22 protein-coding genes and 2 pseudogenes are annotated in these 26234 nt (G+C 55.3%); 14 read left to right on the forward strand and 10 right to left on the reverse strand.

Annotated features, from left to right (window positions below; translation table 11 throughout):
- Positions 1 to 123: 123 nt before the first annotated feature.
- Entirely contained in the window at positions 124 to 2241 is a 2118-nt protein-coding gene (gene pqqU, locus IM267_RS17635; protein WP_193033933.1) for a TonB-dependent receptor PqqU, read from the reverse strand.
- A 246-nt stretch (positions 2242 to 2487) separates the two neighbouring features.
- Between pqqU and IM267_RS17640 the strand changes: the two genes are divergently transcribed.
- Complete coding sequence (locus tag IM267_RS17640) at positions 2488 to 3549, forward strand: YncE family protein (protein WP_193033934.1); 1062 nt, start codon at positions 2488 to 2490, stop codon at positions 3547 to 3549.
- Positions 3550 to 3641: 92 nt separating this feature from the next.
- Here the strand turns inward: IM267_RS17640 and ansP are convergent, their stop codons facing one another.
- Both ansP and IM267_RS17650 read right to left on the reverse strand, forming a co-directional pair.
- Positions 3642 to 5138, reverse strand: a complete 1497-nt coding sequence (ansP, locus tag IM267_RS17645) for an L-asparagine permease (RefSeq protein ID WP_063866638.1) — start codon at positions 5136 to 5138, stop codon at positions 3642 to 3644.
- A 327-nt stretch (positions 5139 to 5465) separates the two neighbouring features.
- Positions 5466 to 6356: a LysR family transcriptional regulator gene (locus IM267_RS17650; RefSeq protein WP_193033935.1), complete on the reverse strand. Its 891-nt coding sequence runs from the start codon at positions 6354 to 6356 to the stop codon at positions 5466 to 5468.
- A 110-nt stretch (positions 6357 to 6466) separates the two neighbouring features.
- On the opposite strand from IM267_RS17650, the gene IM267_RS17655 reads away from it, so the two are divergent.
- The 11 genes and pseudogenes from IM267_RS17655 to IM267_RS17710 all read left to right on the forward strand — a co-directional run bounded on the left by IM267_RS17655 (position 6467) and on the right by IM267_RS17710 (position 16453).
- Positions 6467 to 6865 (forward strand): cupin domain-containing protein, encoded by a 399-nt coding sequence (locus tag IM267_RS17655; protein ID WP_063449931.1) that lies wholly within the window; start codon positions 6467 to 6469, stop codon positions 6863 to 6865.
- 108 nt (positions 6866 to 6973) lie between these two features.
- Positions 6974 to 7975, forward strand: coding sequence for an LLM class flavin-dependent oxidoreductase (locus tag IM267_RS17660; protein ID WP_193033936.1), 1002 nt, complete (start codon positions 6974 to 6976; stop codon positions 7973 to 7975).
- Positions 7972 to 9093 carry an amidohydrolase gene (locus tag IM267_RS17665; protein ID WP_112791826.1) on the forward strand — a complete coding sequence of 374 codons (1122 nt, stop codon included), beginning with the start codon at positions 7972 to 7974 and terminating at the stop codon, positions 9091 to 9093. Before IM267_RS17660 ends, IM267_RS17665 begins: the two co-directional genes overlap by 4 nt.
- Positions 9094 to 9109: 16 nt before the next feature.
- Positions 9110 to 11373: pseudogene (locus tag IM267_RS21355) on the forward strand (NtaA/DmoA family FMN-dependent monooxygenase).
- Positions 11374 to 11382: 9 nt separating this feature from the next.
- Entirely contained in the window at positions 11383 to 11892 is a 510-nt protein-coding gene (locus IM267_RS17680; RefSeq protein WP_193033939.1) for a GNAT family N-acetyltransferase, read from the forward strand.
- A gap of 9 nt (positions 11893 to 11901) precedes the next feature.
- Positions 11902 to 12828 (forward strand): amino acid ABC transporter permease, encoded by a 927-nt coding sequence (locus tag IM267_RS17685; protein ID WP_193033959.1) that lies wholly within the window; start codon positions 11902 to 11904, stop codon positions 12826 to 12828.
- The gene (locus IM267_RS17690; protein WP_193033940.1) at positions 12812 to 13585 is read left to right on the forward strand and encodes an amino acid ABC transporter ATP-binding protein; all 774 of its coding nucleotides are present in this window, start codon (positions 12812 to 12814) and stop codon (positions 13583 to 13585) included. Before IM267_RS17685 ends, IM267_RS17690 begins: the two co-directional genes overlap by 17 nt.
- A gap of 67 nt (positions 13586 to 13652) precedes the next feature.
- Positions 13653 to 14270, forward strand: a complete 618-nt coding sequence (locus IM267_RS17695) for a glutathione S-transferase family protein (RefSeq protein WP_063866647.1) — start codon at positions 13653 to 13655, stop codon at positions 14268 to 14270.
- Between the two features lie 37 nt (positions 14271 to 14307).
- Positions 14308 to 14538, forward strand: coding sequence for a tautomerase PptA (gene pptA, locus IM267_RS17700; RefSeq protein WP_063866648.1), 231 nt, complete (start codon positions 14308 to 14310; stop codon positions 14536 to 14538).
- Between the two features lie 186 nt (positions 14539 to 14724).
- Entirely contained in the window at positions 14725 to 15726 is a 1002-nt protein-coding gene (locus tag IM267_RS17705) for a Kdo(2)-lipid IV(A) acyltransferase (protein WP_193033941.1), read from the forward strand.
- Between the two features lie 91 nt (positions 15727 to 15817).
- Positions 15818 to 16453, forward strand: coding sequence for a helix-turn-helix domain-containing protein (locus IM267_RS17710; protein ID WP_193033942.1), 636 nt, complete (start codon positions 15818 to 15820; stop codon positions 16451 to 16453).
- A 141-nt stretch (positions 16454 to 16594) separates the two neighbouring features.
- Here IM267_RS17710 and IM267_RS17715 read toward each other — a convergent pair whose 3' ends face one another.
- Positions 16595 to 17071, reverse strand: a complete 477-nt coding sequence (locus IM267_RS17715) for a GNAT family N-acetyltransferase (protein ID WP_193033943.1) — start codon at positions 17069 to 17071, stop codon at positions 16595 to 16597.
- A gap of 85 nt (positions 17072 to 17156) precedes the next feature.
- Here IM267_RS17715 and IM267_RS17720 point away from each other — a divergent pair.
- Positions 17157 to 18088, forward strand: a pseudogene (locus IM267_RS17720) (LysR family transcriptional regulator).
- Here IM267_RS17720 and IM267_RS17725 read toward each other — a convergent pair.
- Entirely contained in the window at positions 18077 to 18388 is a 312-nt protein-coding gene (locus IM267_RS17725) for a helix-turn-helix transcriptional regulator (protein ID WP_131637153.1), read from the reverse strand. The pseudogene IM267_RS17720 and the gene IM267_RS17725 overlap by 12 nt on opposite strands.
- 161 nt (positions 18389 to 18549) lie before the next feature.
- Here IM267_RS17725 and fusA point away from each other — a divergent pair, with 161 nt between their 5' ends.
- Entirely contained in the window at positions 18550 to 20652 is a 2103-nt protein-coding gene (fusA, locus tag IM267_RS17730; protein WP_193033944.1) for an elongation factor G, read from the forward strand.
- Positions 20653 to 20948: 296 nt separating this feature from the next.
- Here fusA and IM267_RS17735 read toward each other — a convergent pair whose 3' ends face one another.
- Genes IM267_RS17735 through IM267_RS17755 form a run of 5 tightly spaced genes read right to left on the reverse strand, consistent with a single transcriptional unit; the run spans position 20949 to position 25959 of the window.
- Positions 20949 to 21902 (reverse strand): HpcH/HpaI aldolase/citrate lyase family protein, encoded by a 954-nt coding sequence (locus IM267_RS17735; protein WP_193033945.1) that lies wholly within the window; start codon positions 21900 to 21902, stop codon positions 20949 to 20951.
- Complete coding sequence (locus IM267_RS17740) at positions 21902 to 22981, reverse strand: cysteine protease StiP family protein (RefSeq protein ID WP_193033960.1); 1080 nt, start codon at positions 22979 to 22981, stop codon at positions 21902 to 21904. The genes IM267_RS17735 and IM267_RS17740 overlap by 1 nt, the downstream gene beginning before the upstream one ends.
- A 1-nt stretch (position 22982) precedes the next feature.
- Positions 22983 to 23756, reverse strand: coding sequence for a hypothetical protein (locus tag IM267_RS17745; protein ID WP_193033946.1), 774 nt, complete (start codon positions 23754 to 23756; stop codon positions 22983 to 22985).
- Positions 23749 to 24891 carry a phosphoribosyltransferase domain-containing protein gene (locus IM267_RS17750; RefSeq protein WP_193033947.1) on the reverse strand — a complete coding sequence of 381 codons (1143 nt, stop codon included), beginning with the start codon at positions 24889 to 24891 and terminating at the stop codon, positions 23749 to 23751. Before IM267_RS17750 ends, IM267_RS17745 begins: the two co-directional genes overlap by 8 nt.
- 9 nt (positions 24892 to 24900) lie before the next feature.
- On the reverse strand, positions 24901 to 25959 hold the full coding sequence (locus IM267_RS17755; RefSeq protein WP_193033948.1) for an ATP-grasp domain-containing protein: 1059 nt from the start codon (positions 25957 to 25959) through the stop codon (positions 24901 to 24903).
- Positions 25960 to 26234: the final 275 nt, after the last annotated feature.

Genomic DNA, 26234 nt, shown 5'->3' on the forward strand with positions numbered 1-26234 from the left:
CTGGCAGACTTATCTGTTTATACCTGTTTAACATTTCCTGAATGAATTCCCGGCGCATCAGGCAACCGGGAATAATGTTATTTTTTTAATTTTTACCGGCAACGCGCGCTGCCGGAGACTGTTTTATTCAAAACGATATGAGACCGACAGGCCCACGCCATAGTTACGACCAGGGGCAGGTTCGTAATACCGGTTGTAGCCAGCGTTAACAATCTCTGAACCGGCGTACTCTTTATCGAACAGGTTATCGACGCGACCAAAGATGTCCATTCCCCATTTGCCGTAATTGAGCTTATACCCGGTATTCAGACCGACCACGGTATAAGAGGGCGCTTTGGCGGTATTAGTATCGTTTGCCATAACGTCGCTCATGTAGCGTGCATCTGCACCCGCGTACCAGCCTTCCTCCGGCTCCCAGCCAAACGATGCATACCCCATGTTACGGGCAATACCCGGCATTCGGTTGCCGCTACAGTCTGCATTGTTACAGACGTTAGTACGGTAGGTGGCATCAAGATAGGTCCACGCCATTTTCAGCTTCCAGTTCTCAGCAAACTGCTGATCGAGCGCAATTTCCACACCCTGTCGGCGCGTTTTTCCCGCATTTTTGTAGGTGGTGCGGCCATCTTTGCTTTCGTCGACTACGATTTCATTGTCGGTGTCCGTACGGAACAGCGCTGCCGTCAGGATGCCATTGCCGATGCGGGTTTTGCTGCCGATCTCATAGGTATTGTTGGTTGACGGTTGCAGGTTGATATTGAGGCCACCTTTCCCATCAGAGCGATAGGAGAGTTCGTTGATGGTTGGGGTCTCAAATCCGCGTCCCGCTGCGGCATACAGGTTCCATGCGTCGGTCACGGCGTATTTCACTGCACCTGCCGGAAGCCATTTATGGTAGCTGGCGTCGCCGCTGTCATCGCCGTTTTGCGGCGTAATGTAACGATCGTTGGAGTCAAACCAGACGGAGCTGTACCGCACGCCCGCCTCAACGGACAGTTTTTGCGTTAGCTGCCACTGGGTTTGCAGGTAAGGATCCAGGTTCCACATCAGGTTACGTTCGGCCCGGCGTTTGTTACCCTTCACGCCAAGCTCCGGCACGCCGTTGTTCATCACGAAGTTTTCATACCCGCGACGATTTTCACTCATGTTTTCGTAGTTCAGGCCGGTAGTAAAGGTCACCGGCACCAGCAGCTCGCCCCTGTGTGTCCAGCGCGTATCAATACCCTGATAGTGACGCTGCATATCAATCACGCCGCCCGCATGCGCAGGGTTTGCTGTCTGCGTGGTAGCAGGAATGGACTGGTACTGGGTCATTTCACGTTCACCGGCATACATCATCACGCTGAGGTCGTCCTGCTCGCTCAGCTGACGGTCGTAGCGGAGCCCGGCCTGGGTCTGCTTAATGGTCTTCCGCGTGTTGTACTGATCGCCGCGGGGTGACTGACGCGGGTTGTTCTGCCACTCCTGATAGCTCAGTCCACCCGGATCGTTGGCTTTCATGTCCACGCTGTTAAAAATCAGCGTCAGCTTGCTGACGTCATCAATGCGGACACCCAGTTTCGCGTTGGCGAGGTTTTTTCGTGCACCGCTGTGATCGCGATAGCCATGGGTGGTGAAACGGGTGGTGGATACGGCGTAGTCCACGTCTCCCGCCTGCGTACCGTCGCCCACCGCGCCGGTGGCCTTCAAGCCGTAACGCCAGGTGCCGTAGCTGCCGTAATAGCTGCTGGCCTCAACGGTGGCCGGCTGCTGTCCGGTCTGGGTATTAATGTTGATCACGCCGCCGGAGGCATTGCCGTACAGGGCGGAGAAGGGGCCGCGCAGCACGTCGATGCTCTCTACGCTGCTGAGATCGATGTTTGACGTTTGCCCCTGGCCGTCGGGCATGGTCGCCGGAATGCCGTCCACGTACATGCGGATCCCACGTACGCCAAAGGTTGAGCGCGCGCCAAATCCGCGGACTGAAAGTTGCAGATCCTGGGCATAGTTCTGGCGATTCTGGATTTGCAGGCCAGGGACGCTCCCCAGAGATTCAGAGAGATTGATGCGCGGGGCGGCATGGCGCATGTCTTCACCCTGTACCACGCTGACTGCGGCTGGCGTATCCAGCTCGGAGACGGTTTGCGGCGTAGCGCTCACAATCAGGGTTTGTTCTTCTGCGGCCAACGCACTCAGCGGGCCAAAAGCGACGGGGACGAACAGCAGTGGTAGCGATGCCCTGCGGGCAGAAATGATTTTCATGGAATAAACCGTTTAAAAAAAATTCGAACCAAATCAACTGGAACCTGTGTATATATGTTAAATCCTTTGTAAATCTTATGAAAACTATAACCGCACATTTCGTGAATGTAATGGAATGAGGGAAAGAAATACTCCACATTCAACTCATTAATGATTACTATTCTCATTAAAATAGCGGCAAAGCGATGACTTTGCCCCCCGGAAGCGATGTCAGCGGTATATCTCCTCATTTAAAAAGGAATTGTTATGTCTTTACGTCATCTGTGCTCGCCGCGCCTGCGTGGATCTCTGCTGTTGGGTTCTTTACTGATCGCCGGCACGTTCCAGGCTCATGCTGCTGAAGAGATGCTGCGCAAAGCGGTAGGCAAGGGCGCGTATGAAATGGCCGTCAGCCAACAGGAAAACGCGCTGTGGGTTGCGACGACTCAAAGCCGCAAAACCGATAAAGGCGGCGTGGTTTATCGCCTGGATCCGGTCACGCTGGAAGTGACGCAGGCGATTCATAACGATCTCAAGCCGTTTGGCGCCACGATCGATAAAGCCACCCAGACCCTGTGGTTCGGAAACACCGTCAACAGCGCCGTGACGGCCATTGACGCCAAAACGGGCGAGGTGAAAGGGCGCCTGGTGCTGGACGATCGCAAGCGTAGCGACACGGTGAAGCCTCTTCAGCCGCGCCAGCTGGTGGCCGATGACGCGACCAATACGGTGTACATTACCGGTATCGGTAAAGAAAGCGTGATTTGGGTGGTGGACGGCGCAACGCTGAAGCTGAAAGACACCATCATGAACACCGGCACGTTCAGCACCGGCCTGGCGCTGGATGCACAGGCAAAACGTCTGTACACCACCAATGCGGACGGCGAGCTGGTCACCATTGATACCGCGACCAACAAAATCCTCAGCCGTAAGAAGGTGCAGGACGACGGAAAAGAGCACTTCTACCTGAACCTGAGCCTGGACACTGCCGGTCAGCGCGCGTTCCTGACGGATTCTAAACAGCCAGAAGTGCTGGTGGTGAGCCTGAAAGATGGCAGCGTGATGCAGAAAATCGCTGCGCCAGAATCGCTGGCCATACTGTTTAACCCGGCACGCAATGAAGCCTACGTGACGCATCGCGAGGCAGGTAAGGTGAGCGTGATTGACGCTAAGACGTACAAAGTGACCAAAACCTACGATACGCCGGTTTACCCGAACAGCCTGGCGCTGTCAGCGGATGGCAAGACGCTGTACGTGACGGTGAAACAGAAGTCTACCCGTCAGCAGGAAGCAACCCAGCCTGACGATGTGATTCGTATTGCACTCTGATGTGGGAATTGCCCGGTGGCGCTGCGCTTACCGGGCCTGAAAAACCAGGAAATGTAGGCCGGGTATGGCGAAGCCGCCACCCGGCTTTTTTATTAACGCGACGTCTCTTCCACCAGCGGACCGTCCTGTTTGCCCTCTTCGGGATGAACCGGTGCGGTACTGTGAATTTCGTTCACGCGTTTACGCACGCCAAACCAGCCGGCAATCAGCAACACCGCCAGCAGCGGGATCGTCGCGATGGTGTAAGTACCGTTCGGGTAGTCGAACGCCATCAGCACCAGCACGCTCAGCAGGAACAGCAGGGTAAGCCAGGAGGTCACCGGCGCGCCCGGCAGCTTGAAGCTGACGTCAGCCGCTTTCCCTTCTTTGATCGCCTTACGCAGGCGCATCTGACACACCACGATAAAGGCCCATGAGGCGATGATGCCCAGCGCGGCGACGTTCAGTACAATCTCAAACACCTGAGACGGAACCAGATAGTTGAGGAACACGCCGAAGACGTACACCACCAGCGTGGCCAGAATACCCGCGTAAGGCACCTGCTGCTTGCTCATCTTCGACATAAACTTCGGCGCAGATCCGCCCATCGACATAGAGCGCAGAATACGGCCTGTTGAATAGAGGCCGGAGTTCAGGCTGGAGAGCGCAGCGGTCAATACCACGATGTTCATGATGCTGCCCACATACGGCACGCCCAGCTTAGAGAAGAAGGTCACAAACGGACTTTGACCCGCCTGGTACGCGTTCCACGGCAGCAGCAGTACAAGCAGCACCACGGAGCCAACGTAGAACAGGCCGATACGCCAGATTACGCTGTTGATCGCTTTTGGCACCATCGTCTGCGGATCTTTGCATTCACCTGCCGCCGTACCGACCAGCTCAATGGAGGCAAAGGCGAACACCACACCCTGCACCAGAACCAGGGCTGGCAGCAGGCCGTGCGGGAAGAAACCGCCGTTATCAGTTATCAGGTGGAAGCCGGTCGCGTTGCCGTCCAGCGGTTTACCGGTGCCGAGGAATACGGTACCGACCACCAGGAAGATCACGATGGCCAACACCTTCACCAGCGCGAACCAGAACTCCATCTCGGCGAACCACTTCACGCCGATCATGTTCATGGTCCCGACAATCGCCAGCGCGCCCAGAGCGAACACCCACTGTGGTACATCGCCAAACGCGCCCCAGTAGTGCATGTACAGCGCGACGGCGGTGATATCGACGATGCCTGTCATGGCCCAGTTTACGAAGTACATCCAGCCTGCGACATACGCGGCTTTTTCACCGAGAAACTCACGAGCGTAAGAGACAAAGCTGCCGCTGGAAGGGCGGTGAAGCACCAGCTCGCCGAGGGCACGAAGAATGAAGAAAGAGAAGATCCCGCACACCAGATAGACCAGGGCGAGAGCGGGGCCGGCCATTTGCAGACGTGCGCCTGCACCTAAAAACAGACCCGTACCGATAGCGCCGCCGATGGCGATCATCTGCACCTGACGGTTGCCCATCGCCTTGTGATAGCCCTCTTCGTGAGAGTTCAACCAGCGACGTTTCGCAGCATGATGATCGGCTGCGCTTTTATTGCTTGTTTTCATTGAGTTACCTGTTTGCCTGTCTGAACCATTAACGTGATAGTCCTGCCTGGCAGAGGCCGAAACAAACGATTGCTTCTGCGCAGACACATGCTGCCTTTCCAGTCATTCTGTGTATGGATAAGGCAAAACATGGCGAGGCATCCTACCCGCAATTGATAAGCGACGCAAAATATAACCGTGTCGAAAGTGATGCATGTCGAAGGAAATCGTGTGGTCAGAGCAGACGGGGATCGCAATGCGCTGAATCGTGGCGCTTTTTTAGGCAAAAAGGCCGGTAAACGCTGATTAATCCATCAGGTTTACTTGATAATTACTGCCAGGTAGAGATTATGAATGCCGCAGGGCTTCAATGAGCAATGCAAAGGCAGTTGTGTGCTGGCGGCGGCTCGGATAATACAGATGGTAACCCGTAAATACCGGGCACCAGTCCTCAAGGACACGCACTAACCGTCCTTCAGCAAGCGCGTCGAGTATCGCATCTTCTGGTACATACGCCAGCCCCAGCCCGTTTACGGCGGCATCGATGCGTTGCGGCACGCTGTTAAGGATCAGCTGACCGTCAACCCGCACGCATATCTCACGACCGTCTTGCTCAAATTCCCAGGCGTATAATCCCCCGTGAGTAGGCAAACGCATATTCATGCAGCGGTGCTGTTCAAGCTGCTCTGGCGTTTCCGGTACGCCGAAACGGTGCAGATAATCTGCCGATCCAACGACCGCCATCCGCATGTCCGGCGCAATACGTACCGCAATCATATCTTTCGCCACCTGCTCACCCAGACGCACGCCCGCGTCAAAGCGGCCATCGACAATATCTGTCAGGCCATTGTCCACCGTGACTTCAACGTTGATGTCAGGATACTGCGCCATAAAGGATTTGAGTACCGGCCACAGCACGGCAGACATGGCGTGCTCTCCGGCGGTAAGGCGGATATTCCCGGCGGGTTTGTTCCGCGTATCTCGCAGTGCGGTGAGTTCCTGTTCGATCTCCAGCAGATGTGGGCTTAAGCGCATGAACAGTTGCTCGCCGGCCTCGGTTGGGGCCACGCTGCGGGTAGTGCGTGTCAACAGACGCACCTCCAGCCTCGCCTCCAGATTGCGCATCGCGTGGCTGAGTGCCGACTGTGACACGCCCAGCTGCGCAGCGGCGCGGGTAAAGCTGCGCTCACGGGCGACGACCATAAAGGAGAGCAGATCGTTGAAATTGTCTTTGAGCATGGCGTGCATCCGATTTATGAATTGAATTCATGGTTCCTTTTTGATTATGCACTCTAATGCTCATGGCGGCTTTACGCTACTGTTAACGCAACATCTAATAGGAGCAAATCATGAAAATTATCCGTAGCGGTTCTTTACCTTCCGTCCAGGGGCCAGACGCCTGGTTCACCGGCAGCGTGCGCATCGATGCGCCTTTTCAGGCAACTGAACCGGCAAAAGTTGGCGGCGCAACCGTCACCTTCGAACCCGGCGCGCGTACCGCCTGGCATACGCATCCCCTTGGACAAACGCTTATCGTGACGCAGGGACGCGGCTGGTTACAGGAGTGGGGCAAAGAGGCGGAACCGCTGAATCAGGGGGATATCGCCTGGATCCCACCCGGCGTGAAGCACTGGCACGGTGCCAGCGCGCAGACGGCGATGACCCATATCGCCATCGCCGAAGCGGTCGACGGGAGTCCGGTGGCGTGGCTGGAAAAGGTCACCGATGAACAGTATCCAAACGCGTAGCGGTAAGCTATAGCTGATTTCCGGCAATCCAAATGTAAATTAATTGTTTCTCAGAGGTGAAATCCGCCCTTAATAATGACGACATGTTAAGTCAAACGAGAACGCAACATGTCATGGCGAATCAGCATTCTGGATAAAAGCCCCGTCGCAGAACACGAAACCGCCGCCGATGCGCTGGCGCGTACCTTAACGCTGGCGCAGCAGGCGGAAACATTGGGTTATCACCGCTTCTGGATTGCCGAACACCATAATACCCCGCAGCTTGCCAGCCCCTCGCCGGAACTGCTGATTGCCTGGATCCTCGGGCAAACAAAGCGTATTCGCGTGGGCTCAGGCGGCGTCATGCTGCAACATTACAGCCCCTATAAAGTCGCCGAAAACTTTAACGTACTGGCCGCCATCGCGCCGGGCCGGGTTGATCTGGGCGTCGGTAAAGCGCCCGGCGGTCTGCCGCTCTCTACCCGCGCGTTGCAGCACGGCCTTAATCCGCAGGAAAAAGGCAGCTTTGCGGAACAACTGACGCAGCTCGATCGCTGGATCCGCCCTGAAAATCAGTCAGCGGAGGAGACGGTTCGCGCCACGCCTCTGTCCCCGGTACCTGCCCAGGGGTTTCTGCTGGGCGCCAGCACCGAAAGCGCGCTGCTGGCGGCCTCCCTCGATTGGCATTTTGTCTTTGCCGCACACCTGAACGGTGACCCTGAGCTGCTGCGCGAGGTGGTCACAGCCTGGCGTCAACACAGCGTCCGGGAGGTGATGATGGCCGTGCAGGTGATTGTTGCCCCAACCCAGGCCGAGGCCGACGCGCTGGCGCAAAATGTTGAAGTGTGGGGCGTGGCGCTGGCAAACGGGCAGCGCGTTACCGTGGCCAGCGAAGAACAGGCCTACGCCTTTGCGCGGCAGGCGGGGAGTGAACCGGTGCGCATCGCGCGTCGGGCGCAGTCTCTGCTGGCCGGAACGGCGGAGTCGGTGCTTGAACAGCTCAACGCGCTGCATCAGCAGTGGGGCATTGAGGAATTTATCATCGACACGCCGGTCGCTGACGGCGCAACGCGCGTGCAGTCCCTGCGACTGCTGGCCGAGGTGCGTCTTAACAGGGAGGTTACGGTATGAACTTCAGCGAACAACTGATTGCCTGGCGCCGGGAACTGCACCAGAACCCTGAGCTGTCCGGCCAGGAGGTTGAAACAACGGCCCGCCTGCGCGAGTGGCTGACGGCGGCCGGGATTGCCCCGCTGGATTACGATCTTCAGACCGGGCTGGTTGCAGAGATAGGTCAAGGCAAGGCACTGATTGCGCTGCGCGCCGATATCGACGCGTTACCTATCGACGAGCGCAGCGGAGTGCCGTTCAGCTCCCGGCGTGCAGGAGTGATGCACGCCTGCGGTCACGACGTTCACACCAGCGTGATCCTCGGTGCCGCGTTAAAGCTGAAGGAGCGGGAAGCCTCGCTCAACGGTCGCGTGCGGATCTTGTTCCAGCCTGCGGAAGAAAATTTCGGCGGAGCGAAAAGCATGGTGCGGGCCGGGGCGTTACGCGACGTACGCGCGATTTTCGGGATGCATAACGAGCCGTCACTGCCGGTTGGTGAATTTGCCACGCGCGGCGGCCCGTTCTATGCCAACGTCGATCGCTTCGTTATTCACATCACCGGTAAAGGCGCGCATGCCGCACGCCCCCATGAAGGTAACGACGCCATCGTGCTGGCAAGCCAGCTGGTGACCGCGCTGCAAAGCGTCGCCAGCCGTAACGTTAACACGCTGGATTCAGTCGTGCTGAGCGTGACGCGCATCGCCGGCGGGAATACCTGGAACGTGCTGCCGGAAAGCGTTGAGCTGGAGGGCACGCTGCGCACGCACCGCACGGAAGTACAGCAGAACGTAAAGGCGCGCGTCGGTGAAATCGCCGCCGGATTTGCCAGCGCCTTTAGCGCGCAGATCAACATCACCTGGTACGCCGGACCCACCGCGCTGGTGAACGACGAGCATTGGGCCGGGTTTGCCACCTCGGTCGCGCGCGAGGCGGGGTATGAAACCCGTCATGCTGAACTGCACATGGGCGGAGAAGATTTTGCGGTCTATCTGCAAAACGTTCCCGGCGCGTTTGTCAGCATTGGCAGCAACAGCCCGTTTGGTTTACATCACCCGGCATTTAACCCTGACGAAGCGTTAATTGAACCCGCTGCCCGCTATTTTGCACAGCTTGCGGAAAAAGCCCTGCAACACGTTTAATTTATTTGAGGTGAATATGTCTGCACATCGTCAATTGCGGCTGGGGACCATTTTGCATGGTGCATCCGGAAATATGTCCGCCTGGCGTCATCCGGCGGCCGTCGCGGATGCCAGTATAAATTTTAATTTCGTCAAAGAAACGGCATTAAAAGCGGAAAAGGGCAAGCTCGACTTTATCTTCGTTGCTGACGGTCTTTATATTAACGAGAAATCCATTCCGCATTTTTTAAACCGTTTTGAGCCGCTGACGGTGTTGTCCGCGCTGGCAAGCGTCACCTCGCGCCTGGGGCTGGTCGGCACGTTGTCCACCTCCTACAGCGAGCCTTTCACCGTTGCGCGTCAGTTTGCCAGCCTCGATCACCTGAGCAACGGTCGCGCGGGCTGGAACGTAGTGACCTCACCGCTGGAAGGATCGGCGAAGAATTTCTCCCGCGAAAAACACCCTGAGCATGCGCTGCGCTACCGCATTGCCGATGAGTATCTCGACGTGGTGAAAGGGCTGTGGGACTCCTGGGAAGGGGATGCCTTTATCCGCAATAAAGAGAGCGGACAGTTTTTTGACGCGTCGAAACTGCATACCCTGGATCACCACGGTGATTTCTTCCAGGTTTCCGGCCCGCTGAATATTGGCCGCACGCCGCAGGGACGTCCGATTGTCTTTCAGGCCGGCGCGTCCGACGACGGTAAAAAGCTGGCGGCAAAACACGCCGACGCCATCTTTACCCACCATGACACGCTGGAAGAAGCGCAGGCCTTTTACCGCGACGTCAAACGGCAGCTGGAAAGTCACGGTCGCCGCGCGGGTGATTTACATATATTCCAGGGCGTCAGCGTGATTGTCGGAAATGACGCCGATGACGTTGAAAACCAGTATCAAACCACGGCGGCACTGGTCTCCATTCATGATGCGCTGAACTATCTCGGGCGTTATTTCGAGCATCACGACTTCAGCCAGTATCCCCTCGACGCGCCGTTCCCGGATATTGGCGATTTAGGCAAAAACAGCTTTCGCAGCACCACCGATGACATCAAGCGTAACGCCCGTGAGCGCAACTTAACTCTGCGTCAGGTCGCGCTGGAGGCCGCATCGCCGCGCCCGCGTTTTGCCGGCACGCCGGAGCAGGTAGCCGATGGTTTACAGGCCTGGTTCGAGGAGAAGGCGGCAGACGGCTTCATCATTCAGGGCGGTACGCCGGATACCTTCCCGCGCTTTGTCGACCAGGTGGTGCCCGTTTTACAGGCGCGCGGCCTGTTCCGCACTGACTATCCCGGCACCACGCTGCGCGAAAGTCTGGGCTTAGACGAACCCAAAAATCAGTTCACACAACAATAAAAGAGAAAAACGCTATGCAGAAATCATCGCTTATTCTGGCGCTTGCGCTGGCCTTTACCCCTGCCGTCTGGGCAGAGAACGTCAATATTAACGGCACCGGCGTGAGCATTGAGGCTAATAAAACGCCGATCGACACCGCCAAAAACAGCGATGCGATCGCCCAGCTGCCGAAAGACTATCGCTTTGCCGTGCCGGGGAAATTTACCGTGGCGGTGGCGGGGCTGAATCAGCCGCCGCTGACGGTCTTTTCCGACGACAACAAAACCCTGCTGGGAAGTGAGGTCGACATTGCGCGCCTGGTGGCGGACAGCCTCGGGCTGGAGCTGAACGTGGTTCCCACCTCCTGGGAGGACTGGCCGCTGGGGGTGGCATCCGGGAAATACGACGCGGCGATCAGCAACATCACCGTCACCAAAGCGCGCAAAGAGAAGTTCGACTTCGCCACCTATCGCAAGGATTCCCTTGGCTTTTACGTGAAATCCACCAGCCCGATCGTGTCGCTCCAGAAGGCGGAGGATATCGCCGGGCTGCGCATCATCGTTGGCTCCGGCACTAACCAGGAGGCGATCCTGCTGGCGTGGAACGAAGAGAACCTTAAAAAAGGGCTTAAGCCGTTTATCCCGGTCTACACCAAAGACGATGCGGCGCAAACCCTCGCGCTACAGTCAGGTCGTGCAGAAGCCTATTTTGGCCCGAACGTGATCGGCGCATGGAAAGCGGCGCTGACCGGTAAAACCAAACTGGTTGGCAGCGTCGACGGCGGCTGGCCGAAGGCGGCGCATATTGCGGTGACGCTGAAAAAAGGGAGCGGCCTGGTCGAACCGGTTCAAACCGCGCTTAACGGCGTAATTAAGAACGGAGATTACGACAAAGTGCTGAACCGCTGGGGAGAAGGCGTTGAGCGTATCCCCCGTTCCGAGGTTAACCCGGCTGGTCTGGGCGATTGAGGAGGCACTATGCGGGAACAATTTCGTGACGTTTCGCCGGAAGATAGCGATCTTCAGCCCATTATTAACGGTCTGTTCGGTGAATACGCCGCTCGTTACGGCGACTACTTTTCAAAGGATGCGGAAGTCGAGCTGACGGAGTGGTACCTGGCGCCGCAGGGGCTGTTTATCGTGCTGGAGCGCGATGGCGAAATCATCGCTACCGGCGCTTACAAGCCCTTCGACGAACGCACGGCAGAAATCAAACGTATCTGGACGAATAAAACGCTGCGCCAGCAGGGGCTGGCCGCGCGCGTGGTACAGGAGCTGGAGCGCAGGGCGATACTGGCGGGCTACAGCCACATGTACCTGACTACCGGGTTTCGTCAGCCGGAGGCGGTACGGCTCTATCTCAGTCAGGGGTATCAGCCGCAGTTCGATCTCAACCGCGATCCGGAAGAGTACAGCCAGCCGCCGTTCGATGGTCGGCTGCGTTTCACCAAAACGCTGATCCGCGAAGCGCTCAGCAAAACCGCATAAGGAGCGATGATGAACAACGTTGAAACCATAAAAGTGGTCCCCGCACTTTATCCGCTGCGCACAGTCGGCGCTGCGGTGGCGCTGTTTGTGCTGGCGGTCGTGATTCAGTCCGTGGCCTTTAATCCCCGCTGGGAGTGGGCGGTATTTGCTCGCTGGTTCTTTGATCCGGTGATCCTCGAAGGCGTCGGTCAGACGCTGCTGCTCACGTTGATAGGCACCGTGCTGAGCGTGGTGATTGGCGGCATGCTGGCGCTGGCGCGGCTCTCGTCATCCTGGCTGTTGGGCAGCCTGGCGTGGGGATATATCTGGCTTTTCCGCTCGCTGCCGCTGATCGTGGTGCTGATCGTTCTTTATAACTTCTCCTATCTCTACGACACGCTCTCTCTTGGCGTGCCTTTTACCGGCATTACCTGGGGCAGCGTTGAAACCATCAACGTGCTCGGGCAGTTTTCTACCGCCGTCGTGGGGCTGACGCTGGTGCAGAGCGCCTATACGGCGGAAATTATTCGCGGGGGTTTCCTTGGGGTCGATCACGGCCAGTATGAGGCGGCTGCCGCGCTTGGGCTGCCGGCGTGGCGTCGCACCGTGCGCATTATTCTTCCGCAGGCGCTGCGCACCATTTTGCCGTCCGGATTCAATGAAATCATCAGCCTCGCCAAAGGTACGGCGATGGTTTACGTGCTGGCGATGCCGGAGCTGTTCTACACGATCCAGATGATCTACAACCGCACGCAGGAGGTGATCCCGTTGCTGATGGTGGGGGCCGTCTGGTACCTGGTGATTACCACCGTCCTGTCTGCCATCCAGCATATCGTTGAGCGTGGGCTCGCCCGCAGCGAGCGCCGCTCCGCCGTAAACCAGAATCGGGCAGCCAGCCGGACGCGTTCCGTTACTACCTCACCAGCACAGGAGCCTGTCCATGCAAGCCTCTCGTGAAGGACACATTTCTATTACCGGCGTCAGCAAGTTTTTTGGCCGACATAAAGCGCTCGATAACGTCACGCTTGAGATCCCGCCGGGTTCCGTCACGGTGATCCTCGGCCCATCCGGATCGGGGAAATCGACGCTGCTGCGTACCATTAATCATCTGGAGCGCGTAGACGAAGGCTTTATTCAGATTGACGGAGAGTACATTGGCTACCGCCGCCAGGGTGACAAACTGTACGAGCTGAAAGAGAAAGAGATCCTCAAACAGCGCGTTAACGTGGGCTACGTGTTTCAGAACTTCAACCTGTTTCCGCATCTTACGGTGCTGGAAAACCTGATTGAGGCGCCGATCGCGCATAAGAAACTCACCCGAAAGGCGGCCATCGAGAACGCTTACAGCCTGCTGGATGTGGTGGGCCTGCGTGAAAAAGCCGATGCCTGGTCGCGTCACCTTTCCGGCGGCCAGCAGCAGCGCATTGCCATTGCCCGCGCGCTGGCGCTGCATCCCCGCGTAATGCTGTTTGATGAGCCCACCTCGGCGCTTGACCCGGAACTGGTTGGCGAAGTGCTGGACGTGATTAAAAAGCTGGCCCGTTCCGGCACCACGCTGGTGGTGGTTACCCATGAGATCGGCTTTGCCCGGGAAGTGGCGGACCAGGTGGTGTTTATGGTTGACGGAAAAATTGTGGAGCAGGGCAGCAGCGAGGACGTGTTAAACCGACCTTCGCATCCGCGAACGCGCCAGTTTTTGTCGAAAGTATTGTAGTTTTCCCGCCTGGGATAACCTGGTCATGCTGCTCTACACTTAGGGTTTTCATCCCTGAGGGGGCAACATGATCAAACTCTATGGCGTACCCGGCTGGGGATCGGCAATCGGTGAAGTGATGCTGACTCTGGCAGACATCCCGTATCAGTTCGTCAACGTGGACGGGTTTGACCAGCCCGGCCCGCAGCGCGAACTGCTGTTAAAACTGAACCCGCTGTGCCAGGTGCCGACGCTGGAACTGGAAAACGGGACGATCGTGACGGAAACTGCGGCGATTGCCCTGATGGTGCTCGACAGATGTCCCGATCTCGCGCCGCCCGTAGGGCAGGCCGAGCGGCAGCAGTTTCAGCGCCTGCTCATCTGGTTTGTGGCCAACGTCTATCCCACCTTTACGTATGCAGACTATCCGGAACGCTGGGTGCCTGATGCTCCCGAACAGCTGAAGAAAAACTGCATTGAGTACCGAAAATCGCTCTATCTGTGGTTCGACACGCAACTCAGCGCCTCGCCTTTCGCTTTTGGCACACAGCTGACGCTGCTTGACGTCTATATTGCCGTCGCGCGTACCTGGGGGCCACGTCATGAGTGGTTTGCCACCAATACGCCCCATATCACCGCCATCGCGGATGCGGTTTGCGCGCTGCCGGAACTGCACAAGGTGCTAAAAGCTAACGACATAATCTGATAACGTGGAACGCTCACCTATAAAAGGAGCCCTGCCCATGCCACATGTTGATATCAAATGTTTTCCACGCGATCTGAATGACGAACAAAAAACGGCGCTGGCGGCGGATATCGCCGAAGCGATCGCCCGTCATCTGAACAGCAAAGATCGCTCAATCTCCGTGGCGCTTCAGGAAGTTCAGGAAGCTGACTGGAAGGCGCAGGTCTGGGATACCGAGATCGGCCCGAAACTCGATAAGCTGATTAAGAAACCCGGCTATTCAATGTAATCCGCTTGCCGGGTGGTGCACTGTCACCCGGCGATCCCCCGCCTTTATTTGCTATCGCAAAAATCGATAATAAAAACCATAACGATTCCGCTACAATTCTTCCTTCCGAACAATATTCGTTAAATCAGCAGGTAAGCACTGCAACTGCACCAGATTAAGTACAGATAGTAAAAGGATAATTTTTTCATGACAAAATTACCTCGGTTTTCACTCGCCTTTATTCATCCTCGTTACTGGCTCAGCTGGGCAGGCATCGCCGCACTCTGGTGTACGGTCCAGCTCCCCTATTCGCTTCTGTTAAAAGCAGGGCACGGGCTCGGGCGTCTGGCCATGCGCCTGCTTCCACGCCGCGTGGAGATCGCCAGACGAAATCTTGAGCTTTGTTTTCCGGAGATGAAAGAGGATGCGCGCGAGCGTTTACTCGAGCGCAATTTTGAATCGGTTGGAATGGGCGTCATCGAAACGGGGATAGCGTGGTTCTGGCCTGACTGGCGCGTGCGCAAACACTTTAGCGTGACCGGCTACGAACATATGGAACAGGCTCGGGCGCAAGGAAAGGGCGTGGTGCTTATCGGCATGCATTTTCTCACGCTTGAGCTGGGCGCGCGCATCTTCGGCATGCTCAACGCGGGTATTGGAGTGTATCGACCCAACAATAATGCACTGCTCGACTGGCTACAGACGCGCGGGCGCCTGCGTTCCAATAAAACCATGCTTGACCGCCATGACCTGAAGGGCATGATCCGTGCGCTGAAGCAAAATGAGATCCTGTGGTATGCCCCGGATCACGACTATGGCAAAGCGAATAGCGTGTTTGTGCCGTTTTTTGCCGTCCCGGACGCTGCCACTACGGCCGGGAGCTACATGCTGGTGAAAAGTGCCAGACCGGCCGTGGTCCCGTTTGTACCGCGCCGTAAAGCAGACGGTACAGGGTATGAGCTGATTATCCTGGAAGATATCAGCGATACGTTGCAGGGGGGCGATAAAGCTTCGGTGGCCACGCAGATGAACAGAGCGATTGAGCGCGCCGTGCTGATGGCACCCGAGCAATATATGTGGCTGCATCGCCGCTTCAAAACCCGCCCGGAAGGCCAGCCGGACCGCTATGCATGCAAAAAACAGGCCCGTTCTCCAGCAAGAACCTTCTCTGCCAGCGACATGTCGGACGAGTCGCGTATTCAGCAGTAGAAAAGGGGGGCGGATGCCGGTGCGCTTCGCCCTTTATAAAACCTGCGGCGCTGGATAGAATGACCGCATCCACATTGTCGGGATGCAAAACATGACCGGAAGAGTCGATTATCACCTCGAAAAATACCTCCTCACCGAAGCCGCCGAGCCGGAACGCCTGACGCGTCAGTGGGCGGAAGTGATGCGCGAATGCCATGACCAGAAATCAGGGTCCGAAGAGCGCCTGCGTCTCGCGCTGCTGAATGTGGATTATGTCACAAGCTTTGAGCTTCCCTTCCGGTTACTCCTCACCCGCGCCCCGCAGTTGATTGATGGGATCAGAAATGAGTTTCAGCTCAGTCAAAAAAATGTCCTTTTCAACGGTAAACGCTTTGGCTGCGTCTACAGCCTCAAGCAGGATTTGAACGGCATTCCCGATGAGTTTACCTATCATCTTAAGACTCGTATTCAGCGAATCGATGCGGCAGGCGGTTCGGAAGTACCTTACCGGCACATTGCTCAGCAGGTGAAAGCCCCTCGCGAGCGCCTCAGGCTGGCGCTGGAAAATGGGCTTGCGGTCACGGCGCTTGACGGACTGTTCTGGTTTGGTATTCAGCGCATAGCCGCCGACGTGCAGCGGTTAAGAAAAACGGGTACGAGGATAGTGACGTCAGAGACTGAGGTGTTCGATACGCTGACGATGACAACCCGGCAGATCCCCGTCTACAGCCTGACTCAGCCGGGATGAACCTCGGACACCGATCTTTCGAGTGCCTCAGAGAAGACGGAAAATGGCGGTAATTTCTTTCTCAGATATTCCGTGCTTCAGTAACGCTTTCAATGTCATTATGCCCCTGAGAAAGAGGGGCGTTTTCACGCGATGACAGCGTTAGCCAGCAAATGCCCGCAACGCATCCCCATCAAGACGATAGCGTACCCATTCGGACTGCGGTAACGCGCCGATGCTTAAATAAAAATCAATGGCAGACTGGTTCCAGTCAAGCACGCTCCATTCCAGCCGGCCGCAGTCACGTTCCACTGCGCATTGCGCGATATTTTTTAGCAGGGCTTTTCCCGCTCCCTTGTTGCGGTATTCGGGGGAGACATATAAATCTTCCATATAGAGACCGTTGCGGCCAAGCCAGGTGGAGTAGCTGGTGAAAAAAACGGCATAGCCCACCACGCGGCCAGCATATTCGGCGATCAGCGCTTCGGTTTTACTGTCTGCACCAAACAGCGTTTTGCGGATCTCGTCCGGAGTGGTGACCACTTCTTCTGGCGCTTTTTCATAGACCGCGAGTTCGTAAATCATATCGTAAATTGCCGCTGCATCTTCAGGTCGCGCCTGACGAATTGTAATGCTCATTGGTTTCCCTTTATTTGTGTTCGTTGTTGATGGAGGTAAGCATAAAGGCTAATGTCAGAAGAATTAAGTGCAATGAAATCAACCAATGATGAATATTATGCATCCGGCCTTAAGGCGCCTTGATTTAAACCTCCTGCCGATTTTGACGCGATTTATCGCCACAGTTCCGTTCGACTGGCGGCGGATGAGCTGGCGATGAGCACCTCGGCGCTCAGCCATGCTTTGTCACGGCTGCGTGTTTCGCTCAATGACCCGCTGTTCTACCGGGAGGGGCATAGAATGTGTCCCAGCGTCTATGCCACGCAGCTTGCGCCTGTTATTGCATCGGCCCTGAAGGCTCTCGATCGGGAGCTCTCGCCGCAGCCGGAGTTTGATCCTGCTGTGAGTACAGCGTGTTTGCAGATCGCGATAACGGATTTTACTGCGTTCTGCATATTTCCTGCGCTCATGAATGTACTTCAACATGAGGCGCCTGGCCTGCGTCTGGAATTACGTTATTTGCCGCACAGCCCAGCGTTGACGGAGTTACTGGCTGGGGAGGTGGATCTGGCCCTGGGATTCAGCACCGTCGAGGATCCCCGGTACCCGGAGCTGGAAGAGATTAGTTGGTTCGAAGATGAGTATGTGGTGATTAGCAATGCGAGCCGGATGGCACTGACGCTGGAGGATTATCTCGCCGCCCGGCATCTTGTGGTTACGCCGTGGAACGAGAAGCAGGGGGTGCTGGATTTGCAGCTTGAACGCATGGGCTATACCCGACACATTGCGATTAAAACCCCGTCCATGCTCAGCGCCCCGTTTGTTATTGCAGAAAGCGATCTGCTGATGGCATTACCCCGATTCGCCGCTGAGAAGCTACTGCCGGCTACCAATATCAAAATTTTTGACTTGCCGTTCAACATCAGTCCGTTTGAAGTAAAAATTTATTCGCATAAACGCAGCGGTAAACGAGGCGTCACCAACTGGCTAAAAGCGACGCTGGGCGCGCTGGCTGAAGGCCTACAGTCAGAACGCTGATGATTTCGACTGTAACAGGATCGCCATCAGTCCCGGAAAGCGGGCGTCCAGATCCTCTCTTCTCAGTGAAATCATATTCTCGCGCCCCTGCGGGCGCTGCCAGATCACGCCGCTGTCGCGCAGCACGCGCCAGTGGTGAGTCATGGTGGACTTCACCACGTCGTCCGGGCGCAGCGCGTTACAGCTCAGTTCGCTGCCGTCGGCCAGCTTTCGGACGATCGCTAATCGCAGCGGATTGCCGAGGGCGAACAGCACATTTTCCAGCAGTATTTGTTCAGGTTCCGGGTGGTTTGGGATCATCGTGTTCCTGCGTCTCGGGTCAGATTGAGCTATATCAACAATAGGTCAACCGTTAAAAAATAGTTCGATAATACTCGTACAATAGGACTATTATAACAAACGAACTCACACGCGACCATCCCGGTCGTCACAAACCAGTCTCAAAGACTTAAGGAAATATCATGCCCCGACCCATTCCACTCGAACGTTATCGCAACATCGGTATCTCCGCGCATATCGATGCCGGCAAAACCACCACTACCGAGCGCATCCTGTTTTACACCGGGATGAGCCACAAGCTGGGTGAAGTACACGATGGCGCGGCAACCACTGACTGGATGGCGCAGGAGCAGGAGCGCGGGATCACCATTACTTCGGCAGCGGTAAGCTGTTTCTGGCCCGGCATGGACAGAGGTTTTGAACCGCACCGCATCAATATTATTGATACCCCCGGGCACGTCGATTTTACCATTGAGGTGGAACGCTCCATGCGGGTACTCGACGGCGCGGTGATGGTGTACGACTCCGTCGGTGGCGTGCAGCCGCAGTCGGAAACCGTCTGGCGTCAGGCGAATAAATACCACGTCCCGCGGCTGGCATTCGTCAACAAAATGGACCGCCCGGGCGCAGATTTCTTCCGTGTGGTGCGGATGATGCAGGAGCGCCTGAAAGCCAATCCGGTGCCGATCGTGATTCCGGTGGGTGCGGAAGAACACTTCACCGGCGTGGTGGATCTCATCAAGATGCGCACCATCCTCTGGGACGATGCCACGCAGGGCATGGCGTTTAGCTACGCGCCGGTGCCGGACGATCTGCTGAGTACCGCTCAGGAGTGGCGAGAAAAAATGGTCTCAGCTGCGGCAGAAGCCAGCGATGCGCTGATGGACAAGTATCTGGAAACGGGCGATCTGGATGAAGCGGAAATCATCCAGGGGCTGCGCGTCCTGACCATCTCTGGCGAAATCCAGCCGATGCTGTGCGGTAGCGCATTCAAGAACAAGGGCGTGCAGCGCATGCTTGACGCGGTGATTGAGCTGATGCCGTCTCCACTGGACGTACCCGCTATTGATGGGGTAGACGAAGACGGGCAGCACGCTGAGCGTCATCCAAGCGATGATGAACCATTTTCGGCGCTGGCCTTCAAGCTGATGAGCGATCCGTACGTCGGCCAGCTGACCTTTATCCGCGTCTATTCCGGCATACTGCGTAAAGGCGACGCGGTGTACAACCCTGTGAAGGGTAAGAAAGAGCGTATTGGGCGCATTGTGCTGATGCATGCCAACGATCGCCATGAGGTGGACGAGTTGCGTGCAGGGGATATTGCAGCCTGTGTCGGGCTGAAAGACGTCACTACCGGCGACACGCTGACCGACCCGAACGCGGTGATCACCCTTGAGCGGATGGAGTTCCCGGATCCGGTCATTTCGCTTGCGATCGAGCCGAAAACCAAAGCCGATCAGGAGAAAATGGGGATCGCATTACAGCGCCTGGCGGCGGAGGACCCGTCGTTCCGCCTGCACACGGATGAGGAATCCGGCCAGACGATTATCTCCGGGATGGGCGAGCTGCATCTGGAAATCATCGTCGACCGCATGAAGCGCGAGTTTGGCGTCGAGGCGAACATTGGTCGTCCTCAGGTCACCTACCGTGAAACCCTGCGCAAAGCGGTCAAGGATATTGAAGGGAAATTTGTCCGACAGTCCGGCGGGAAAGGGCAGTACGGCCATGTGGTCCTGAGCCTCGAGCCGCTAGCGGCCGGGAGTGGTTTTGTGTTTGAAGATGCCACTAAAGGCGGCGTGGTGCCGCGCGAGTACATCCCGTCGGTGGAGAAAGGCTTGCGTGAAGCCATGAATACGGGTGTGCTGGCGGGCTATCCGGTTGTGGATGTGAAAGCGACCCTGACCTTTGGTTCGTACCACGATGTCGACTCCTCGGAGATGGCCTTCCGCATGGCGGCGATCCTCGGTTTTAAAGAGGGCGCGCGGCGGGCAGACCCGGTAATTCTTGAGCCGGTGATGCACGTTGAGGTGGAAACGCCGGAGGAATATGCCGGGAACATTATGGGCGATCTCTCCTCACGTCGTGGCATGGTGCAGGGAATGGCAGAGCAGTATGGCAGCCAGATTATTCGCGCTGACGTCCCGCTGGCCGAGATGTTTGGCTATGCCACCACGCTGCGATCGATGTCCCAGGGGCGCGCAACGTATACGATGGAGTTCCACCATTTTGCGGAGGCTCCGCGAAATGTGGCGGATGAGATTATTGCGAAGCGCGTGAAGAGCTAATTAATTACACATGGTAGTCGGTTGGCTACCATGTGTTTTTTAGTTACTCTTAAAGCTTCTTCTGGCGAGTTGGTGATGAGTCCTGTGCGGTGAAATTTTTAACAATGTTCATGCGAGGATATTTATCCCTGATAACCACAAAGAGAAAAAACAGACCGAAGGGATTATTAGAGTTCATCCAACGTTTTGATGTATTCACTCGATCAATGATGATGGGCAAGTATTTAGGCGATAGTTTATTAATTCGCTAAAACGGAATATTTTAATGGTGCAATTGGTAATAATCAGAAGCCGTTTCAGGGTAATCTGTTAACAGCCATTTTGATTCCATCAGCGCCTTGTTCATTCTTTAATCCGTAAAAACGCGCTCTCTCTAAAATTCCTGCTGCCCAGCGGCGATGTGTGGCGGGTTCGCACATTGCCCCCTGTGACTTAAATACCGCCAGGGAAGAATTTAGGATCCGCAGAGCGTCAGAGTGCTCACCGTGCGAGATCATTAGGGAATTATGAATAATCTCTATTTGACGTGGGTGAATGGCTGTTTTACCAACAAGTCCATGCGCCATATCAAGAGCCAGTTCTCTGGCCATGACTGTATGATCGTCAATATGCTCACATACGGGCGCGGTCAGGGCAAAATCACGCGGCCCGAAGATCGAAACAAGCATTTTGATGACGTAGCCCATTGGGCTGTCGTAAAGCGTCAGATTGCGGGGACGTCGTAGCGACACTACGTTCATGAGATCGTTGCCGCCGATTCGCAGCGCAATAATGCGTTCGTGGCAGGGATGTTCAACCAGGCGGGTGGCCAGCTCGCGCATCTGAACCACGTCAAAGACGTCTTCTGTTTCCAGCGTTGGCATCATGCACAGGTGAGTCTCCCCCATGATATCCCACCATTCAGCTAACGAACTGAGGGTAAATTTCGGCAACACGAACCCGTCGACAGCGGAAAGATCATAATGCGCTTTTAACCATCTGCCCATTTCGGCATGCCGGGGACGAATGAACACCAAAGGCCAGTCATTTTTACCCAGGCTACGCATGCTATTACAAAGCTCGTGCAGCAGGTGCTCCAGATTTTTGAGGGCGATGGGGATGTCTGCTTCACTGACAGCATCCTCCAGGCAAATCACCAGAGAGCGCAACCCCGGGATTTTTCCGTACAGAATGGCATCAGCAATATCTTCCCGTGTTGCAGGCATGTATAGCGTGGCTCCCAGATTCCAGGGAGAAAGACGATTTTTCATCAGAGCACCTTCTTGATAATGGTTACAGCCCGATACTGGCCGAGGCTTTTCCCCATTTCTGTAACAATAATTCCCTTTTCACGTGCAAGCCCCATAAGTAGTGAAACGTCCGGATCGTCAATCGAACGCACAAATATATGGTCCGGTACCCGACGTAATACAGCCCGGGTTGCCTCAGCAATACCGGGTTTAATACGATTGACGCTGTCCACTTTGAATTCATCGGCCAGGAACGCGATAACGTCGCGACTTGTTTGCCGTAAGACACGGGCTGATTCCGTATTCCAGCTCAGAGGTGCGAGTGATGACGGTGTTAACTTTTCACGGAAATGGGCAACGGTATCGACAAGCATTCTGCTGCATTCGTATCTGCTTAGATGCTCGCAAATCATGCATCCATGTAACCCTTCAGATGACCACACTGACCGGGATATCAGGCCTGACACCGGCGCACCCATGATGCCAAAAGGGATGAGCCAGTCGTCATCACTGGCCGCAAGCCAGGAACAGCCACAGGGATCGGCCAGGACAACCAGTCGCGGCTGCTCAGGATAGCCCGGGCGATCTTTCAGTGCGCGTACAAGCTCTCCGGTAATTGCGCCTTTTCCTGTCCATCCGTCTACAAACACAATACCTTGGGTACCATGTCGCTTTTCAATGAGGGCGAGTGCTGTATTGTCTATTCCGCGATCCCGGATAATACTGACACCGTAATGCCATGAGGTTTTACCCATATCCCGCAGAGTCTGATGCAGCATAACCCCGAGCGGAACGCCAGCTCTGACAAGACTGACCAGAACGATGGGCTCGTCACCGAAGCGTTTGGCCAGAGCAAAAGCGAGCTGCGTGACTTCTTTTGCAAGTCTCTCTGCGCCCCGATCCAGTGCCCGGTGAAACAAATCAAGATGCCATTGTGTAGGCGCTGGCTCCTGGCTGAGCATGTCCGAATAGTGTTTCTTTCCTGACTGAATCAGCTCTTCTTTATGCTCAACCGGCGTCATCTCAATGACAATCGGCTTTAGCAGGAATTCCACGTCACCGGGTTGGTATGATCCTGAGAAAGTTACATGTGGCTGCATTTCATTTTTCTCCAAAAATTCGCTGTGAAATGGCATCTGCAAACTGACTCTGACGCGGTATACCAAACCAGCTGCACAGTTTCATAAAACGATGATCGCTCAGGCTGTCGCCCAGACCAATTACGGGGAAAACGCCGCGTTCAGCCCGAAGTTTTTCAAGCAGCCAGCTGACAGCCAGCCCTTTCTCAACCGGTGTGGGAAGCCAGGCCACGTTATTACTGTTGCGGTGGATGTAGAAGCCCTCGGTCGGAAACACCGTTTCTATCTCATCTGCAATGGCATTGAGCTCGTCAAGGCGGGTGCTGTCGCGGTGTTTCATTACCATATAAACCGCCGTTTCACCGTATTCGGAGTTCAGTCTTGCCCAGGCATTGATCCCTTTGGCGTCCATCATTTCAGTGATCAGACGCTGCATCGATGTCAGCTTTTCCTGGTAGGGGGCCAGCTGGCCAAGCATATGGGCCTTCCACTCCTCATCGGGCTTGCCTTCAGGTGTAAGAATAACGGCTCCGTGCGTGGTGATTGCCCATGAGTGGAAAGGGATCCGGACGCGGCTGATTTCTTCAGTACCCCGTGCGGTAACAGGAATGAGTTCAGCCTGCTCCAGGAGCCAGTCCACTAACATGGACTGTTCTTCCGTCATAAAGCTTCGTGGATTCAGGGTGCGATCAACGGCACCGGTACGGAATGGCTCCAGGGCCAGCTCGTCCACCATTTTACGACGGGTCTGAAAGAGTGTGTCGTCAAGGTCGCTCAGAACAATGGGTTTATTCATAGGTAACAATCTCCACGACGGGCGCAACTTCAGCCAGCGCCTTAAGAAGCTGCGAGTCAATACTTTCTGCGGGTGTCTCAGTACACAGAAGAATGCGGTCAAACTGCTGGTGGGCGACGTTATAGACAAAATTAGGGATGCCCAGCCCGTAGTTATCCGTAAAGGAGATCGCGGACTTAATGGCATAACCAACGGCGATAGGGGAGCGGGTGGTCGAACCATAAAATGCCTGTGCCCCGGCAGCTTCGAGCCGTTCAGCAAGCAGGAACGGCTCCCAGACGAATTCCCCTGTCCCGAGAACCAGAACACGCTCCCCCTTCCGGACTGAGACCTCATGCCCGAGATCGGCCGCAGGTGTGAGCATCCCAAGTCGACCCCATGACTGTTTTCCCTGGATGTCCCATTCTCCGCGTGAAGTGACGTTGACCTTCGGCATGTCCGGGACAGGTGCATCAGGGAATGGGGTCCATCCCCACTGACCGCTTACAAGAGAAACCGAAGTGACGGGTAAGGGGCTGCGCTCGGACAGGGCATTGCCACTCCAGTCGGTAAGCGTAACGGCGATAACCTGTTCAATATGTTGAAGCTGGTCAGTATTACGCAGGGCAGAAAGCAGGTTAATAAAGGTATTACCTGTGGTTGCCTCGTCATCAATTAAAACCAGCGTTCGTGCGTTAGTGACACGACGTCTTTTCTCTTCATCATCTGGCAGATAGATCAGATGATCGGTGGCGTGGCTGTGTTCTTCCTTGAACTCGCAAAGTAACGTGCCATCAACCGGATGCCGGGTAGAAGTCAGATAAACAGATTCCCAATGCAGGTGGCGCACTTCATCAAATACACCGGCCCCAAGCCCAACGGCCGTTTCAGCCATACCGATAAACAGCACAGGCCTTGTCAGCGTTGAGGGGAACTGGCAGGCAAGCTGCCTGTAAGCCTGTCGCATGACTGAGGGTGGTACGGGTATGTGCCTGCCGAGAACTTTGCTGACAAACAGGAAGGCCCGTTTTGGGTTGCGTCTTTCAGCGATATCAAAGAGATAGTTGAGCGGAACTTCACCCCGGTCCCGGGTAACCTGTATCGTACCGCATGAGAGTGTGCGGCGATAAATCATATCTTCGAGGGTGACAGACATAAATACGCCTTAATTCAGCCGGTTAGAAAGTCTTTCTGGGTAGGCGATTACATCCGTGATGGACCTCACCGCAACCGGAGAAAAGGTTTTTTTAGCGCTCTGCATCACCGCATCTTCAGACATCAGACCGAGCTTAAAGGCAGCAAACAACCCGGGAAGATTCACACCGCTGTGAAGGGTATAACCAACTCCGCCTGACGGACGCATGTTTGTTTCAAGAAGCACCGGATTGCCATTCACATCGTTTCGCGTCTGAACGTTCACCAGCCCGTCTGCATTCATTGTTCGCGCACAAGTACACGCTAGCTCCAGGGCGCTTCCTTCGTTGACCAGATACTGGATAGCCCCTTCTTTACGGCGTCCTACGGCTGCGAGTATTTCGCCCTTATCCGCGAGGATATCGACGGAATATTCCGGGCCTGGCAGATAAGGCATTAAAACAAGGGGGGTGAATGATCCAGAAGCCGATGCTGCTGCAATATACTGTTGCGGACTGACCAGACGATATTCTGGATGATTAAAGACGTCCATGGGCGAAGCACTGTCATCAAAGCGCCAGAACCCCATGCCATAGATACCCGTCACCGGCTTCACGCATACCGAGCTGTCCGAAAAAGGCGGAGCCAGAAGATGCGCCTTTAACTCAGCGAGGGTATTCACGCGCCAGGATGGCACGACGGCGAGCCCGTTTTGCTCCATGAAACGGGCAAAATTAACTTTCTCGTCAGCCAGAGTGAGCCAGTCGACGCCCCTTGCACCGGTAGTAAGTGTGGCTCCGGTCGATTCAATAGCTTTGCGGTGTTCTTCAAACCACTGGCTGTTACGGCCCGTATGAATATGATGGATGCCGTGGTTTTGGATAGTTTCCTGAATAAACAGAAGGCGTTTTTGAGGCTCTTCAGGTTCAGTTAAAGAATAATCCGCAACAGAGAGAATTTCATTTCTTTCGTAACGGTGGGAGGCAACAACTATAATGTCAAGATTATATTTCTTGGAAAATAATTTGATCCTATGAATAATATCTCGCTGGGAGGAAAGGCCTTCCATAAGCCAAATTTTTTTATTCATTCCTTTTGGATGTCCAGCATGTCGAGTTATTTAGATAAGTGAGCTGAGTCTATGGGTGTCGTTTTAACATGTCAATCAAAGTATGACTGATTGCTATTTGCTGATTCGCGCGGAGCGATATTCAAGACGACATAAGTAATTCATTGATGACTGTTATGTGAATTTTCAATGTGCTAATTTTTTATTATATAAGAATCGAAGTGTAAACTTAAAATGCGCAAATCGTACTTGAACGGAAATTTCATCGTGATATTCTCTTTCGCGATTTTCGAATA

The sequence above is a fragment of the Enterobacter cloacae complex sp. P15RS genome, from assembly GCF_014895905.1.
Lineage (GTDB): Bacteria > Pseudomonadota > Gammaproteobacteria > Enterobacterales > Enterobacteriaceae > Enterobacter > Enterobacter quasihormaechei.

What these genes read in the sequence shown, in the direction of transcription:
- pqqU (WP_193033933.1), bottom strand. Translation starts at nt 2,241, where the DNA reads ATGAAAATCATTTCTGCCCGCAGGGCATCGCTACCACTGCTGTTCGTC.
- IM267_RS17640 (WP_193033934.1), top strand. Translation starts at nt 2,488, where the DNA reads ATGTCTTTACGTCATCTGTGCTCGCCGCGCCTGCGTGGATCTCTGCTG.
- ansP (WP_063866638.1), bottom strand. Translation starts at nt 5,138, where the DNA reads ATGAAAACAAGCAATAAAAGCGCAGCCGATCATCATGCTGCGAAACGT.
- IM267_RS17650 (WP_193033935.1), bottom strand. Translation starts at nt 6,356, where the DNA reads ATGCTCAAAGACAATTTCAACGATCTGCTCTCCTTTATGGTCGTCGCC.
- IM267_RS17655 (WP_063449931.1), top strand. Translation starts at nt 6,467, where the DNA reads ATGAAAATTATCCGTAGCGGTTCTTTACCTTCCGTCCAGGGGCCAGAC.
- IM267_RS17660 (WP_193033936.1), top strand. Translation starts at nt 6,974, where the DNA reads ATGTCATGGCGAATCAGCATTCTGGATAAAAGCCCCGTCGCAGAACAC.
- IM267_RS17665 (WP_112791826.1), top strand. Translation starts at nt 7,972, where the DNA reads ATGAACTTCAGCGAACAACTGATTGCCTGGCGCCGGGAACTGCACCAG.
- IM267_RS17680 (WP_193033939.1), top strand. Translation starts at nt 11,383, where the DNA reads ATGCGGGAACAATTTCGTGACGTTTCGCCGGAAGATAGCGATCTTCAG.
- IM267_RS17685 (WP_193033959.1), top strand. Translation starts at nt 11,902, where the DNA reads ATGAACAACGTTGAAACCATAAAAGTGGTCCCCGCACTTTATCCGCTG.
- IM267_RS17690 (WP_193033940.1), top strand. Translation starts at nt 12,812, where the DNA reads ATGCAAGCCTCTCGTGAAGGACACATTTCTATTACCGGCGTCAGCAAG.
- IM267_RS17695 (WP_063866647.1), top strand. Translation starts at nt 13,653, where the DNA reads ATGATCAAACTCTATGGCGTACCCGGCTGGGGATCGGCAATCGGTGAA.
- pptA (WP_063866648.1), top strand. Translation starts at nt 14,308, where the DNA reads ATGCCACATGTTGATATCAAATGTTTTCCACGCGATCTGAATGACGAA.
- IM267_RS17705 (WP_193033941.1), top strand. Translation starts at nt 14,725, where the DNA reads ATGACAAAATTACCTCGGTTTTCACTCGCCTTTATTCATCCTCGTTAC.
- IM267_RS17710 (WP_193033942.1), top strand. Translation starts at nt 15,818, where the DNA reads ATGACCGGAAGAGTCGATTATCACCTCGAAAAATACCTCCTCACCGAA.
- IM267_RS17715 (WP_193033943.1), bottom strand. Translation starts at nt 17,071, where the DNA reads ATGAGCATTACAATTCGTCAGGCGCGACCTGAAGATGCAGCGGCAATT.
- IM267_RS17725 (WP_131637153.1), bottom strand. Translation starts at nt 18,388, where the DNA reads ATGATCCCAAACCACCCGGAACCTGAACAAATACTGCTGGAAAATGTG.
- fusA (WP_193033944.1), top strand. Translation starts at nt 18,550, where the DNA reads ATGCCCCGACCCATTCCACTCGAACGTTATCGCAACATCGGTATCTCC.
- IM267_RS17735 (WP_193033945.1), bottom strand. Translation starts at nt 21,902, where the DNA reads ATGAAAAATCGTCTTTCTCCCTGGAATCTGGGAGCCACGCTATACATG.
- IM267_RS17740 (WP_193033960.1), bottom strand. Translation starts at nt 22,981, where the DNA reads ATGCAGCCACATGTAACTTTCTCAGGATCATACCAACCCGGTGACGTG.
- IM267_RS17745 (WP_193033946.1), bottom strand. Translation starts at nt 23,756, where the DNA reads ATGAATAAACCCATTGTTCTGAGCGACCTTGACGACACACTCTTTCAG.
- IM267_RS17750 (WP_193033947.1), bottom strand. Translation starts at nt 24,891, where the DNA reads ATGTCTGTCACCCTCGAAGATATGATTTATCGCCGCACACTCTCATGC.
- IM267_RS17755 (WP_193033948.1), bottom strand. Translation starts at nt 25,959, where the DNA reads ATGAATAAAAAAATTTGGCTTATGGAAGGCCTTTCCTCCCAGCGAGAT.